Here is a 14,339-nt window from a genome sequence, read left to right as displayed (position 1 = left end):
TCACATGTGGATCACACGCCCATAGGCGTCGAGGCTGGCTTCGTGCATCATCTCGCTGAGCGTGGGATGCGGGAAAACTGTCTCGAACAGGTCTTCTTCGGTTGTTTCCAGCTTTTGTCCGATGACATAGCCCTGGATCAGTTCGGTCACTTCCGCTCCGATCATATGGGCGCCCAGAAGCTCGCCGGTCTTGGCGTCAAAGACGGTCTTGATCAGCCCCTCGGGTTCGCCAAGCGCAATCGCCTTGCCGTTGCCGATGAACGGGAAACGACCGACCTTGACCTGATACCCTGCTTCTTTTGCCTTGGCCTCGGACAGGCCGACACTGGCCACCTGCGGGTGGCAATAGGTGCAGCCCGCGATGGAATTCGGCTTGATCGGGTGGGGCTTGCCGCCCGCGATCAGTTCCGCGACCATCACACCCTCGTGGCTGGCCTTGTGGGCGAGCCACGGAGCGCCCGCAATGTCGCCGATGGCGTAAAGCCCGTCGACGCCAGTGCGGCAGTATTCGTCGGTGACAACATGGGTCCGGTCAACCTTGACGCCGAGCGCCTCCAGCCCCAGCCCTTCGACATTGCCGACGATGCCCACGGCGGAAATCACTGTGTCAAAGTCGTGCTTCTCGACCTTGCCGCCGATTTCGATATGGGCGGTCACCTTGTCGGCCGCGCGGTCGAGCTGTTTGACCATCGCCTTTTGCAGGATCTTCATCCCCTGCTTTTCAAAGGCTTTCTTGGCGAATTTCGAGATTTCCTCGTCTTCCACCGGCAGCACCCGATCCATGACCTCCACCACGGTCGTGTCTGCGCCGAGCGTGTTGTAGAAGCTGGCGAATTCGATGCCGATCGCGCCCGATCCGATGACCAGCAGCTTTTTCGGCATATGCGGCGGCACCAGCGCGTGCTTATAGGTCCAGACGCGTTTTCCGTCCGCCTCCAGCCCCGGCAATTCGCGGGCGCGGGCACCGGTGGCAAGGATGATGTTGTTGGCAGTCAGATCTTCGGTGCCCTTGTCGGTTTCGACCTTCACCTTGCCCTTGGCGGGGATGGTGGCCGAACCCATGATCACCGTGACCTTGTTCTTCTTCATCAGATGACCGATGCCCGAGGACAGCTGTTTGGCGACGCCACGAGAGCGTTTGACAACAGCATCAAGGTCATAACCGATATTGTCGGCCTTCAGGCCGAATTCCTTGGCGCGTTCCATCAGGTGGAACACCTCGGACGAGCGCAGCAGCGCCTTGGTGGGAATACAGCCCCAGTTCAGGCAGATGCCGCCCATATGTTCACGTTCGACGATGCAAACCTTCTGGCCAAGCTGTGCTTCACGGATTGCCGCTACATACCCGCCAGGTCCAGCCCCGATCACCACCGTATCAAAAGATTGTGCCGCCACGTTGTCCACTCCTCCGGTCGAAATTTGTTTAACGTTAAACCATTATTGATCGCAGAGCAAGTCCTGGGGGGCAGGACAGCCTTGCGCTCAACGCAGATCTACCACGCCGGAAGGGATATCAGCTTAACGATTAAACTACTTACAAACCGCGGCGGCGCGGGCCTCCTCCACCACTTTGCCATAACCGCCGTTCGCAAGGAAATCCTTTTCCTCGTCCGAGCTTGTCCGTCCAAGCGCATCATTGCGATAGGGGAACCGGCCAAAGCGGCGAATGATCTCGCGATGTGCGATCGCATGAGGAAGCTTGTCTTCACGCTCATCTGGCATCTTTTGACAGGTCAGACGAACGGAATGATCCTGATCGGTCAACGCTTCGGAATGCATAAAGGGCAGGTAGAAAAACTGCCGTGTGGGCTGATCGAACCGTTCGTCCCACCCCTGCTTGAGCGCATAGCAGGCCGCGGCTTTTGCCTTGCTATCGGTCGAGAACGCTTTCGCGTCACCTCGGAACATATTACGCGGAAACTGGTCCAGCACGATGATCAGCGCCAGCGCCTTTCGCGGATGGCTGGTCCAATCGTTCAGCTTGCCGGCTGCGGCTTCTTCCCAAAGTGGCAGAAACCTTTCCCTGATCTCTGCGTCGAATTCTTCGCCGCCCATGTACCACTTGTCCGGTCCGGCCTCCTCCAGCCAGAATGTCAGGACATCCTCAAATTGCTGTGTCATGGCAGTGCTCTCCTTCCTTCTGCCTCAAAACCCCAGGGCTATGTCCCTGTGGGCCTCTGCTCCTCCGATTCGCCGCTCTCGGCCATTTCTTCCGAGGCTTCGGCGTAGAGTTCCTGTGCGGTTTCAACGGCGACCATGGATGCGGTTGGCATGATCGGCGAATAGGGTACCGCGTCGTAGTCCTCCGCCTCTGCGGCGTAGGCCGACTGGCGCCGTGTCATCCGCCAACCACTATAGACGGCCATGACGGCAAGGGTGATAGCTAGGAACAACCAGAACCCCCTTGGCCCTGTCAGTCCCATAAGCCAGCCAACGACAGGCGGACCCGCGATGGCGCCAAGCCCGTTGATGAAGATCAGACCGCCGGACGCGGCGGCCATATCCTGCGTTTCCAGATAGTCGTTGGTATAGGCGATGAGCAGCGCATACATCGGCTGTGCCAAGCCACCGGTCAGAAGTGCCGATAGCAGCACTGCCTCAAACGTGTTCTCGAACAAGTACCCGATCAGCGCGGAAAACGCACCGGCCAGCGCGACGAAGAAAATCAGAACCCGGCGGTCCATTTTGTCAGACAGCCAGCCGATCGGATATTGAAAGACGATACCGCCGATGAAGAACGCAGAGACCATCATCGAGATCTCGCGCACCGACATGCCTGCCTGCGTCGCGTAGACCGCAGCCATTCCGAACTGTGCCGAGAAAACAAAACCCATCAGGATCATGCCGACAAAGCCGAGAGGTGAATTGCGGTATAGCTGGACCAGGCTCATCGGGCGCGTGGTTTCGAAGGCGGGCGTGGGCGCCACGGCCAGCAGGATCGGCGCGAAGGACAACGAGACCAGAACCGAGGGAATAATGAACAGCACGAAGCCCGAGGGATCGCCGAGATTCAACAGCCCCTGCCCCAGCACGAGCCCGACCATCTGCACCAGCATATAGGCCGACAATGCCTGCCCGCGCGTTTCATTGGTGGCCGAGTTGTTCAGCCAGCTTTCCGCGGTCACGTAAACGCCGGACAGGGAAAAGCCGATGATCACCCGCAGCACCATCCACGCATATGCATCGGTTAGAACGGGATAAAGGATCAGCGCGGCGGATATGAAAGACCCGAGCGCCGCGAAAACACGCACATGCCCGACGCGCCGGATCATGTAGGGCGCAAGTCTTGATCCACCAAGGAAACCGAGGAAATAGGCGGAGGCGATCAGCGACAGCTGATAAGTGGTGAAACCCTCGATCCCCCCGCGCACACCCATCAGAGAGCCCTGCAGAGAGTTGCCAACCTGCAAGAGCATCAACCCGAGGAGAATGGCCCACGCACTTGCGATGACCTGTTTCATGGCGCTGCTCCACCGCTCGTCGTTCCGGTCCTTATGACAGTGCAGCCGGAACCGCCACCGCCAAAAAGCGACGTTATTCAGGCAGGGTAACAGCCTTTTGCGTCATTTTCGGGGAAAAGCAGCGACGCATCACCGTAAGAAAAGAATCGGTACTTTTCGGCAACGGCATGGGCGTAGATATCTTTTACAAGATCAAAGCCCATCAGCGCAGAGACCAGCATCATCAAGGTTGATTTGGGAAGATGGAAATTGGTCATCAAACCATCGGTGATTTTGAACCGGTAGCCGGGATAGATGAAAATGTCGGTATCGCCCTGCCAGGACTGAATCTGCCCGTCCTGAGCTGCGGCAGTTTCGATAAGCCTAAGCGCCGTGGTCCCGACCGGGATGATGCGGCCACCCGAGGCACGGGTTGCGTTCATTTCGTCGGCGGCCTTCTGCGTTATTTCACCCCATTCGGCATGCATTCTATGAGTGGTCACGTCCTCTACCGTAACTGGCAGAAACGTCCCTGCCCCAACATGGAGCGTCACGAACGTGAACTGAATGCCATTGCTTCTCAGGCTCTCTATCAATGCCTCATCGAAGTGCAGTGATGCCGTCGGGGCCGCAACAGCGCCCTGATTGCGGGCCCAGATGGTCTGGTAATCTTCCTTGTCCTGCGCGTCGGCGGGACGTTTGGCGGCGATATAGGGCGGTAAGGGCATGGCACCTGCCTCGTTCAGTGCCGCGTCGAAATCGCTGCCCGATAGGTTGAAGCGCAGTCGCAACCCAGCCTCCAGCCCGACCACGTCGGCGGACAACTCGTCGCTGAATTGCAGCGTTTCCCCAAGCGCCAGTTTGCGTAGCGGTTTGGCCAGTGCCGACCAGCTGCCATCGGCCTGCGGTTCCAGAAGCGTAACCTCCACCTTGGCCGAAACCCGCCCCTGTGCGCTGTCGCGCCAGCGCTGGCCAAAGAGCCGCGCGGGGATCACCTTGGTATCGTTCAGGATCAGCCGATCGCCTTCGCGCAGAAGCCCCGGAAGATCGGAGACGCGCAAATCTTGCATAAGATTGCCCGCGACATGCAGTAGCCGTGCAGATGACCGGGGCTTGGCAGGCCGCGTTGCAATCAGCCCCTCGGGCAGGTCGAAATCGAAATCGTCGAGGGTCATTCAGCAGGCTCCGGTGGCGGTCGGCGAAAGATTTCCCGGAAGATACCGGGGGTCAGCACCGAAAGCGGGTTGACCGAGACGCTACTGTCCTCGGGTGTGCCAGTCAGACGGTAGGTGAATCCGAACAACCCCTCGCGGCGCGGGGTGAATAACCCGCCGACCAGCCCGTTGACCACATATAAAGGTGATACCACGCCCTCGAAATCATAGTAGCGCGAGCGCAGGTCATAAACGCCATCAAGCGACAGGCCCATGGAGGGTCCAAGCGCCGTGCCTTCCTGAATAGACAAAACACTGGGCGACAGGGTGAACGCAACGCTTACGTCACCCAAGCCGATGCCTTCACCAGTGACCATCTGTTCCAGAAGACCCACGACCGAGATGGCCGACAAAAGCTCCGCGAAAGCAGGCGCGTTGCGAAGACGCGGATTGTCGACGGTCAGTAGGCCCGAATAATGGCCCTCGCCTGCGCGGGGCCTTAGGATGAGATCCATCACGCCGCCATAAGCGTTTGGATAAATGCCCGCCGCGCGCAGAACCGCACCACCATCATTGGACCGAAGCCGAATTGAGGTGCCTTCGACCTCGCCCAAGATAGAGCCGTTGACCGGCACCACCCCGCCCATAAGGCCGCGAAACTCGCCGCTGATCAGGCTACCGGAAAGTTCGGTGCGCAGGTCTGTCAGAAAGATACTGTCGGTGATCTCGAACCGGTCCAGCCGAATATTGAGAGGAAGCCCCTGCCCGCCTGATCCTGCCCCGTTTGATGGCAACCCCCTAAGGTCTGCCGTACCGCCTGTGACGTTGATCTGTGGGCTGCGTTCCGGGCCACGGGACACGAGCGAACCGGTCACGTCCAGCCAGTCGGACACGCGAAGCTGTGACACCTCAAGCCGCTCAAACTGTCGTTCCTCGTTGATCTGCACGGATCCGGCCATGGTGAGCCCGTTCCCGGAAATATCGAGCACAGGGACATCCGGCGTTTCGCCTAGGATCAGCTCCGCCTCCAGTCGTCCGGTGCTATCCGCGGGTAGCGACCAGCCGAGCGAAGGGATGGCAAGCGCAATTCCGGCAAGGTCGGATGTCACGGACAGGCGCGGCGGCTGCCCCCGATCAAGCGCAAGGTCAAACGCCGCCTGCCCTTGCCCTCGCACCATACCGTCCGGCAACACCACGCCGAAATCTGCCAGCACCTCTGGCGTCAGGGTGGCGGTGCCCTCGACCCGGCTGGCGGGCGTGCTGTCGGGGCCGAGCGCCCGGCTCCAGGTTGCCGTGGCGCGCAGCTCATCCAGACGCGCAGGACCGCTGATGGAAAGGTTGGAGTTGTCAGCGATGATCTCCAGGGCAGTCGCGCGCAAAACCCGGCCCGGTACAAACTCTTCCGAGCGCACATTGCGCAGCGTGCCAGCGATCTGGAAGGTCACGTCTTGCGGGGCGATCCGCGGCCGCATTTCCATCGCCAGGGACACGTCCAGGTCCGCCTGACCGCTGGCGACCGTGCCGGGATCATAGGGGAACTGATCGAGCAGGTTGAAGGGGTTCGCGCCGATCAGGGTCAGGACGGATGACACCTGCCCGCCGATCTGAAGATCGAACGTGGCCGGGGAATGACGGATGCGCGTGTCCTCGATGCGCATGTTGCTGCCGCCAAGGCTAAGCCGCCCGCCATTGGGCGCAGTGACAAAGCCCTCATGGACAGAAAGGGACATAACGTTCCGTGAAATATCCATATAGCCGCGCCCCTGTTGGATCGGGGCCATTTCGCGGATGGCACGCACCTCTGCCTCTTCGAAATCGAAGGTCAAGCCGAATTGTGGCTCTGTCTGCGGGGCGATGCGAAGACCGGCATGGACGTTTTGTACGGTTCCAGAAATGACGTTCTGGACCAGCCAGTCACGGGTATTCGGGATCTGCGAAACGGGCCAAAGCGGCGTGACACGCAACACATCCAGTTCCGGGATCTCCGCATCGAGGCGCACGGCAAGCCCTGCCTCTTCTGCCGCGACCCGGCCCCGAGCGGTCAGGTGCAGCCCCTGATCAAACAAAACCACCTGGCCGAAGTCGATGGCCACCACCGGAAACAACTGCAATCGCAGATCAATCGCACCGCCGTCAAAGCTGACCGGTGCTTCGAACACCCCCGGCGGATCAGCGATGATATGACTGACCTGCAGCTGAGAGACATAGACCGGCCCCTCAAGCAGTGTCGCATGGCCGGTCACGTGGGCCGTCAACGCCGGGGCGTCGATGGTGAACTCTTCAATCCACATTCGGGCGTTGGCGGCGTTATAGTCAAAGGCCAGGTTCAACCCGTTCAGAGGGATCGGATCGACACCGCCCCCAGGGTCCACCTGCCCGACCCCGACCTCTAGCGCACCGGACAGTGTCCCAAGCGTCGCGTCATCGAACAGAACCGTGGACAGCCGTCCCGACAGGGGCGCCTCGACAAGCGAGAGCCAGGCCAGCGCGTCTGAGGCCGACGCCAGATCGGCACTGTCGAGATTGATGAAGGCCGCATCAAATTCGGTCTCTCCGGCTTCGGGCCGGCGGCTGAAGCTTAGCTCGATGGTGCTGTCTTCAGTGCCTTCCAGCTGTCCACTGACCGACAGGACAAGCGCGTCTTCTTCTGGCACCAAAGCCAGTGTTGCCTGCGTGATCCGCGTGGTTTCCCCGCTGCGGGCATCGTCGATCACAAGCGTTATGTCTTCGCCCACCACCCGAAGCAGCCGGGAAAACACCGTCTGCTGAAACATCCGGTCAATGCCCGCGAGGGTCTGGGACAGGTCGCGCGCCTCACCGGTCTCTGCGCCCGTAAAGGCCAGATCGAAGCTTCCGTCCCGATCGCGCCGGATGCGCAGACCCGCCCCCCCGACAGAGACCTGACGAGGGCGTAGCTCTCCCCTGAGCGCGGCGGCGCGGTCAAGCTCCACCTCCAGCACCGGGAAGACGACACGCGGCCGGTCGCCATCGCTAAGCTGCATGTCGATAAACCGGATGCGTGGTTGCAAGTTGCCGCGCGACAGGGAAAGCCCCACCTCACCCAATGTGACATGCCCGCCCGGCATCGTGGCATCGATGGCCGCTTCTATCCGGGCCCGCGACCAGTCTGGCAGGGGCACAGACCGGCCGCTAGGGGGAAAGGCAAGCAACAGGATGCCGACAGCGGCCAGCACGATGACCAGCGTCAGCCCGCGCAGGATCCAGCGCAGCGGGCCTCGTCGCCTTGGGCGGCGCGGCTCTGGGTCGGGGCCGGTGTCTGACATGCGTAATGCGCGCTCGATCTGCCGAAGGGATACGGTCGGTTTCAGGGTTTATCTTCGCCGGATTTACCCTAGCTTGCAAATCGCCGAAAGCAGATTCCCGCCGATGAACAAGGAGAGACCAATGATCGAAGCAGGCCAAGACGCCCCTGATTTCACGCTGCCCCGCGATGGCGGCACGGACGTATCGTTATCTTCCCTGAAGGGCGGTCCAGTCGTGCTTTACTTTTACCCGCGCGACGACACGCCAGGATGCACGACGGAAGCCAATGATTTCACGACCCTCCTGCCGGAATTTGCAGCGGCGGGTGCGACGGTGATCGGCGTGTCCAAGGATACGGTCGCCAAACATGAAAAATTCATCACCAAACATGATCTTGGCGTGATCCTCGTCTCGGACTCCGAAGGTGATCTGTGCGAACGGTATGGGACCTGGGTGGAAAAGAACATGTACGGAAAGAAAAGCATGGGCATCCAGCGCGCGACGTTCCTGATTGATGCAGGTGGCGTGGTGGCTCGCGTCTGGCCGAAGGTGAAAGTGGCGGGTCATGCCGCAGAGGTGCTGGAGGCAGTGAAGGCGCTGTGACTTCTTCAAGCCTTGCGGAAATGGCAACGGTGGTTCTGGAGACCGCCGATGCAAAGGAAAAGACAGATCTCAGCCGTCGCTATGCAGCACAATGGTTTGCCGCGCGCAAAGGCGATGCGCCCGCGATCGAGATCGGCACCGCAGACCCACCCTTGCGCCCTGCCCGTCCTTCGCAACCCGCCCTGTTGGACCCGCGCGATGTTCCACGGCGCCGCCCCGGAAGCCCGGAGGGACGCAAGGCGTTGCTTCATGCGGTTGCCCATATCGAGCTCAATGCCGTGGACCTTCACTGGGATATCATCGCGCGCTTTGGCGGGCGGATAAAAATGCCCATTGGCTTCTTTGACGACTGGGTCAAATCGGCAGACGAGGAATCGAAGCATTTCCAGCTGGTCAGCGCGTGTCTTGAGAGCATGGGCAGTTTCTATGGCGATCTGGCCGCCCACGCAGGAATGTGGCGCGCGGCAGAGGATACTGCCGGGGACATCATGGGACGGCTGGCCGTAGTGCCTATGGTGCTGGAGGCGCGGGGCCTGGACGTGACGCCCGGCATGATCGAGGTGTTTCGAAAGGCCGGTGATCCTGCTGCACAGGAGGCTGTTGCGGCGCTGGAAGTCATCTATTCGGAAGAGGTTCACCACGTCGCCTATGGGTCAAAATGGTTCCATTTTCTGTGCGGGCGCAATGACATCGACCCCAAGGACGAGTTTCACCGCCTGGTAAGCACCTATTTCCACGGACCGCTAAAACCGCCCTTCAACGAAGAAAAACGCGCCGAGGCCGGGTTGCCGCCCGATTTCTACTGGCCCTTGTCTGCATCCGGATCAGTGGGCTGACCCAGTGACATGGGCAAAAACCCGCCAAAAACCGGCGAATTGCCCCATTTATCCACAGCCATGCAGAAAAAGGTTTGAGCCTCGGGAGGCTTTCCCCTAATTCGGTGTTTACCGGTGCGACGGGTTGTGGGGACAGGACGGCGCATTTGGCTATGACAAGGGTAATGGGGCACAGCGACGTGAAGACACGCCTGACTGACCGGTTCAACGGTGCGCTTGAACGGTATTTGCCGGAGCAGCGGCTTTTCCTGAAATCCGACCAGGGCATGCGCTATGTGCGTCTGCGTCCTGCGACGCAGGCCATCATGTTGACGGGAAGCTCTCTTTTCGTTGGCTGGACCGTGATCGTGACAGCAATCTTCCTGATCGATTCCATCAGTGCTGGCGGGGTCCGCGAACAGGCGGAACGGGCGCAGGTGGCGTATGAACAGCGCCTGAACGCCATGTCCGAAGAACGCGATGCCCGCGCATCAGAGGCTCAGGCCAGCCAGGAACGGTTCGCGGTGGCCATGGGCGAAGTCTCGGCGATGCAATCACGGCTTCTGGCCTCGGAAGAGCGCCGCCGCGAACTGGAAACCGCCGTTGAAGTGATTCAGACCACGCTGCGCCGGGTAATGACAGAGCGTGATGAGGCACGCGAACAGACCGCCGCTCTGCTCGCCGAGATCGAGGCCGAAAACGGATCGGTCCAGACCGCCGCTGGTCGCCAGCGTGAACTTGAACGCACGCTGGAATATCTGACCATGGCGCTTGCCCGAGCCGCCGCGCAGCGAGACGACGCGTTCGAGATCGCGGAAAGCGCCGAAGAAGAAATCGACGAGCTGGAATTCACCCAGGCCCTGGCCGATGAACGCAACGAGCGGATTTTCGCGCAGTTGGAAGATGCTGTCGAAATGTCGATGGCACCGCTTGACCGGATGTTCTCTGCGGCGGGTCTGTCGACCGATGATCTGGTGAACCAGATGCGTGCCAGCTATGACGGCCAGGGTGGCCCTTTGATGCCGATCACGATGTCGACCAGGGGCGAAGAACCCGACACGGCTTCCTTGCGCGCGAATGAGGTTCTGGCGCAGCTTGATATGTTGAACCTTCACCGTATGGTCGCGGAAAGATTGCCTTTTTCCCGTCCTGTCTTCGCCAGTTACCGGCTCAGTTCCCCGTTTGGCTACCGCCGCGATCCGTTCAATGGCGGCAGCCGGTTGCACACCGGTGTCGATATGGCTGGCCCCACTGGCACGCCCATCCATGCGACCGCCGATGGCGTCGTCAGCTTCGCCGGACGGCAGAGCGGCTATGGCAATATCATCGTCATCCAGCACGCCTTCGGCTTCGAAACCCGCTACGCGCATTTACACCGGATCCGGGTGACGGAAGGCCAAAGGGTCTCGCGCGGGGATCGCATAGGTGATATGGGAAGCACCGGACGGTCTACGGGGCCCCATCTCCACTATGAGGTTCGCACCGGTGATACGCCCCGAAATCCCATGAACTACATCACGGCAGGTAGAGATGTTTTCTAAGTCAAAGATCAATGAACCCGGCCCCAAACAGGCTGGCGCCGCTGATAGCAAACCCGAAACCGGGGCAGATGCCCCCAAGGCAGGATCCTCGGATAAAAGCTCAATGCCCCTTACCTCGAACAAGCCTAAACCGCCCGCATCCGTACTCAGCTCTGACCTGACGATCACCGGAAATCTGCGTACCACTGGTGATATCCAGGTGGAAGGCACCGTGAATGGTGACATCCGCGCCCATCTGCTGACGGTTGGCGAAGGCGCCACCATCGAGGGCGAGATCGTGGCCGACGATATCGTCGTGACCGGTCGTGTCGTGGGCCGTGTCCGTGGCCTGAAGGTGCGTCTGACCGCGACTGCGAAGGTTGAGGGCGACATCATCCACAAGACCATCGCGATCGAAAGCGGTGCGCATTTCGAAGGCTCTGTTCAGCGTCAGGAAGATCCGCTGTCCAATGGCGGCACCAAGCGCGCTGTTCCCGCAGCTGCTGCGCCCGTGGCCTCGGCCACCAACGGCTCGGCTGAAGCCTGATCAAATCCGGCGAATGACGGTTCATGGCGGCCCCGTTTTGCGGGGCCGTTTTCGTTTTTGCGCCTCAATCGTGTTCCAGAGCGCGCCGATAGATATGCCAGCTGGCATGACCCAGGACCGGTAATGCGATAAAAAGCCCAAGCAGCGCCGGGATCATCGCCGCGAAGGTGAGTGCCGCAATGGTGAGTCCCCATGTGAGCATCACCAAGGGATTGCGTTTGACGACCGCGATCGACGTCAGCATGGCCGTCACGAAATCCAGCTCCTTATCCAGCAAGAGCGGGAGTGAAATCGCCGTCAGACAAAAAAGGACGAACGCGAACACCGCCCCGAACCCGGTTCCAACCAACAGCATCACCAGTCCCTGAGGCTGTAACAGATAAGCATAGCTGGAGCTGACATTCATCAACACCGACGGCCCCATGAAAAGCGCAAAGAGCATATGGGCGAAAAAGGACCAGAACAGGAAATAGACGATGATCACCCACGACATCAAAGGCAATTGCCGCAGGCGTTGACGCCAGACCACGCCGAATATGTCATTGCGCCGAAAATCCGTGTCACCCTGTTCCAGCCGACGTGACACCTCGTACAGGCCAACGGCCAGAAACGGCGCAATCAGCGGAAAGCCCACGGTAATGGGTAGCGACAGCCAGATCTGTTCAGTCACAAAGAGCAGGATGTACAAAAGCCAGCCGCCGATCACGTAGATATGGGCAAAGAACAGCCCCATCATCGGCTTGCGCCTGAAATCCTGCCACCCGGCCCGTAAAGCATAGCCGATGTCACCCATGTCCATGTGCCGGACCTCGGGCACTTTCGAGGCGGCGGGCAAAGCCTGGCTGGTGTCACTCATCACGAAGTCCTCCCCTGTTGAAATGCTAAGGGAAGGTGCTTGACCGTGCCAAGAGAAATTATCCCGCCTCGCAACCCCGAATTCTGTCCACGATGACGGCCGCACAATCCTCTGGATGCGAGGTGATCAGAAAGTGATTTGCCCCCTGAATGATCCGTGTGGCGCAATTCGGCCATTCCCTCGCAATGGCGCTGCACGCATCGGCAATGGGTTTGCTGGCCCTGCTGCCCCAGGAAAAAGTTGCAGGCAGATCAATATCTTGAAACGCGGATATCTCGGGGTCAAAGGATCGCGCAGAGTCCCAATCCCTCAGGTTTGTGGCGACACCTGAGTTGCAGAAATCCCTGATCCGCTCCGGCATCGCGGCAAAAGTGCCCGCTTCGGTCCAATAGTCGATCACGATGCCTGCCGCATCCGCATCGTTGCGCGCATGGGCCTGGGCCAATCGCGGTGCGATCTCTTGAACGTCCCTTAACCAGGGAAAAGATTGGCCCAATGGTTTGACGAAGACGGGATTGGCCTCGAAGGTTGTCAGGCTAAGGACATTGCGCCGATCTTGCAGCATGGCAGCAATCGCAATCTGCCCGCCAAAGGAATGGCCGACAAGATGAACGGGCTCTGCGATCTGATCGAGACATCCGAACAACCAATCCGTAAGCCGGGCCATTGAGTTGTCCGAAGCAATGCGCGGGTCATCAGCACCGGCGTAGCCAGGCAAGTTGGCCGACAGAAGACAAAACCCGTCGGGCAACGCATCCCATACCCCGGACCATGCAGCCGTTGTGCTGAATGATCCTGGAAGGAACAGAACCGGCGGCCCCTTGCCGCGTTCAAGAAAGCTGAATGTCATCGCGCCCTCCCCGCAACATTGCTACACGAGCAACGGCAGGATCTCCAAGCCCAATAAGGACAGCTTGCTTTAGGACCGGTTGATGGATCAGTCCTCTGCCTGCGCCTGTGCGCGGGTCTTGCCGGACACGTCCATTGCCAGCACGCTGGCCATCAGGCCATCAAGGTCACCGTCCAGAACGCCTTGCGTGTCCGAAGTCTCATAGCCCGTGCGCAGGTCCTTCACCATCTGGTAGGGTTGAAGCACATAGGACCGGATCTGGTTGCCCCAGCCCGCGTCGCCCTTGTTCTCATGCGCCTCGTTGATGGCTGCGTTTCGGCGGTCAAGCTCTTGCTGGTAAAGCCGTGATTTCAGCGCCTTCATGGCGATATCGCGGTTCTGGTGCTGGGATTTCTCCGAGCTGGTCACGACGATGCCGGTCGGAATGTGGGTGATCCGAACAGCCGAGTCCGTGGTGTTCACGTGCTGACCGCCGGCACCCGACGACCGGTAGGTGTCGATACGGATATCAGAGGGGTTCACCTCGATTTCGATATTGTCATCCACGACCGGATAGACCCAGACAGAGCTAAACGAGGTATGGCGGCGAGCGGCGCTGTCATAAGGGCTGATCCTGACCAGCCGGTGTACGCCCGATTCCGACTTCAACCAGCCATAGGCATTGTGGCCGGAAATCTTGTAGGTGGCGGATTTGATGCCCGCCTCTTCGCCCGCGCTTTCGGATTGCAGCTCGACGTCATAGCCCTTCTTCTCGGCCCAACGGACATACATGCGCGCCAGGATCGACGCCCAGTCACAGCTTTCGGTGCCGCCCGCGCCCGAATTGATTTCCAGGAAGGTATCATTGCTATCGGCCTCGCCATCCAGCAATGCCTCCAGCTCCTTTGCGGCGGCGGTCTTCGTCAGCTCGGCCAGCGCGGCCTCCGCCTCGGCGATCACCTCTTGATCGTCTTCCATTTCGCCAAGCTCGATCAGCTCAACATTGTCGTTCAAGCCGGTCTCAATCGCCTTGTAGGTGCCCATCTTGTCGACAAGCATCTGCCGCTCGCGCATCAGCTTCTGGGCTTTCTCAGGGTCGTTCCAAAGATCCGGGTCTTCGACACGGGCATTGAATTCTTCCAAACGATGAGGGGCCGTTTCAAGGTCCATCCGCTGGCCCAGAAGGGTCAGGGATTTACGGATTTTCTCGATATGGCTTTGGGTTTCGGCCCGCATGGTCTGCTCGCTTGGCTCGTGAAAGGACTGTCAGAGGGATGTAGACCAGCCCCCGCGCCGCTGCAAGCGGGCAAG

At 59.9% G+C, this 14,339-nt stretch carries 12 protein-coding genes; 4 read left to right on the top strand and 8 right to left on the bottom strand.

Features of this window, described 5'->3' with window-relative positions; genetic code table 11:
* The 5 genes from lpdA to ACROHD_RS03095 all read right to left on the bottom strand — a co-directional run bounded on the left by lpdA (position 1) and on the right by ACROHD_RS03095 (position 7,878).
* Positions 1–1,395 (bottom strand): dihydrolipoyl dehydrogenase, encoded by a 1,395-nt coding sequence (gene lpdA, locus ACROHD_RS03115; RefSeq protein WP_432675867.1) that lies wholly within the window; start codon positions 1,393–1,395, stop codon positions 1–3.
* A gap of 135 nt (positions 1,396–1,530) precedes the next feature.
* On the bottom strand, positions 1,531–2,121 hold the full coding sequence (locus ACROHD_RS03110; protein WP_432675866.1) for a DUF924 family protein: 591 nt from the start codon (positions 2,119–2,121) through the stop codon (positions 1,531–1,533).
* Positions 2,122–2,159: 38 nt separating this feature from the next.
* Complete coding sequence (locus tag ACROHD_RS03105; RefSeq protein WP_432675865.1) at positions 2,160–3,461, bottom strand: MFS transporter; 1,302 nt, start codon at positions 3,459–3,461, stop codon at positions 2,160–2,162.
* Between the two features lie 77 nt (positions 3,462–3,538).
* Complete coding sequence (queA, locus tag ACROHD_RS03100) at positions 3,539–4,615, bottom strand: tRNA preQ1(34) S-adenosylmethionine ribosyltransferase-isomerase QueA (protein ID WP_432675864.1); 1,077 nt, start codon at positions 4,613–4,615, stop codon at positions 3,539–3,541.
* Complete coding sequence (locus ACROHD_RS03095; RefSeq protein WP_432675863.1) at positions 4,612–7,878, bottom strand: YhdP family protein; 3,267 nt, start codon at positions 7,876–7,878, stop codon at positions 4,612–4,614. Before ACROHD_RS03095 ends, queA begins: the two co-directional genes overlap by 4 nt.
* A gap of 121 nt (positions 7,879–7,999) precedes the next feature.
* Between ACROHD_RS03095 and ACROHD_RS03090 the strand changes: the two genes are divergently transcribed.
* The 4 genes from ACROHD_RS03090 (at position 8,000) to ACROHD_RS03075 (ending at position 11,343) form a co-directional block, all read left to right on the top strand.
* Positions 8,000–8,461, top strand: a complete 462-nt coding sequence (locus ACROHD_RS03090) for a peroxiredoxin (RefSeq protein WP_432675862.1) — start codon at positions 8,000–8,002, stop codon at positions 8,459–8,461.
* Positions 8,462–8,481: 20 nt separating this feature from the next.
* Positions 8,482–9,297, top strand: coding sequence for a ferritin-like domain-containing protein (locus ACROHD_RS03085; protein WP_432676017.1), 816 nt, complete (start codon positions 8,482–8,484; stop codon positions 9,295–9,297).
* Between the two features lie 179 nt (positions 9,298–9,476).
* Positions 9,477–10,817 carry a DUF5930 domain-containing protein gene (locus tag ACROHD_RS03080; RefSeq protein WP_432676016.1) on the top strand — a complete coding sequence of 447 codons (1,341 nt, stop codon included), beginning with the start codon at positions 9,477–9,479 and terminating at the stop codon, positions 10,815–10,817.
* Positions 10,807–11,343, top strand: a complete 537-nt coding sequence (locus tag ACROHD_RS03075; RefSeq protein ID WP_432675861.1) for a bactofilin family protein — start codon at positions 10,807–10,809, stop codon at positions 11,341–11,343. The genes ACROHD_RS03080 and ACROHD_RS03075 overlap by 11 nt, the downstream gene beginning before the upstream one ends.
* A gap of 64 nt (positions 11,344–11,407) precedes the next feature.
* Here the strand turns inward: ACROHD_RS03075 and ACROHD_RS03070 are convergent, their stop codons facing one another.
* From ACROHD_RS03070 to prfB, 3 genes are all read right to left on the bottom strand, one after another.
* Entirely contained in the window at positions 11,408–12,199 is a 792-nt protein-coding gene (locus tag ACROHD_RS03070; protein ID WP_432675860.1) for a DUF2189 domain-containing protein, read from the bottom strand.
* 58 nt (positions 12,200–12,257) lie between these two features.
* Positions 12,258–13,049 (bottom strand): alpha/beta fold hydrolase, encoded by a 792-nt coding sequence (locus ACROHD_RS03065; protein ID WP_432675859.1) that lies wholly within the window; start codon positions 13,047–13,049, stop codon positions 12,258–12,260.
* An 87-nt stretch (positions 13,050–13,136) separates the two neighbouring features.
* On the bottom strand, positions 13,137–14,264 hold the full coding sequence (gene prfB / locus ACROHD_RS03060) for a peptide chain release factor 2 (protein ID WP_432675858.1): 1,128 nt from the start codon (positions 14,262–14,264) through the stop codon (positions 13,137–13,139).
* Positions 14,265–14,339: the final 75 nt, after the last annotated feature.

The organism is Nioella aestuarii, assembly GCF_050896395.1.
Lineage (GTDB): Bacteria > Pseudomonadota > Alphaproteobacteria > Rhodobacterales > Rhodobacteraceae > Nioella > Nioella aestuarii.
The sequence above is the reverse complement of the archived record's forward strand: the minus strand, read 5'-3'. Positions and strand labels throughout refer to the sequence as shown.

Coding starts and splice junctions, on each gene's coding strand:
- ACROHD_RS03075 (WP_432675861.1), top strand. CDS start 10,807: ATGTTTTCTAAGTCAAAGATCAATGAACCCGGCCCCAAACAGGCTGGC.
- ACROHD_RS03090 (WP_432675862.1), top strand. CDS start 8,000: ATGATCGAAGCAGGCCAAGACGCCCCTGATTTCACGCTGCCCCGCGAT.
- ACROHD_RS03065 (WP_432675859.1), bottom strand. CDS start 13,049: ATGACATTCAGCTTTCTTGAACGCGGCAAGGGGCCGCCGGTTCTGTTC.
- prfB (WP_432675858.1), bottom strand. CDS start 14,264: ATGCGGGCCGAAACCCAAAGCCATATCGAGAAAATCCGTAAATCCCTG.
- queA (WP_432675864.1), bottom strand. CDS start 4,615: ATGACCCTCGACGATTTCGATTTCGACCTGCCCGAGGGGCTGATTGCA.
- ACROHD_RS03105 (WP_432675865.1), bottom strand. CDS start 3,461: ATGAAACAGGTCATCGCAAGTGCGTGGGCCATTCTCCTCGGGTTGATG.
- ACROHD_RS03110 (WP_432675866.1), bottom strand. CDS start 2,121: ATGACACAGCAATTTGAGGATGTCCTGACATTCTGGCTGGAGGAGGCC.
- ACROHD_RS03070 (WP_432675860.1), bottom strand. CDS start 12,199: ATGAGTGACACCAGCCAGGCTTTGCCCGCCGCCTCGAAAGTGCCCGAG.
- ACROHD_RS03085 (WP_432676017.1), top strand. CDS start 8,482: ATGGCAACGGTGGTTCTGGAGACCGCCGATGCAAAGGAAAAGACAGAT.
- ACROHD_RS03095 (WP_432675863.1), bottom strand. CDS start 7,878: ATGTCAGACACCGGCCCCGACCCAGAGCCGCGCCGCCCAAGGCGACGA.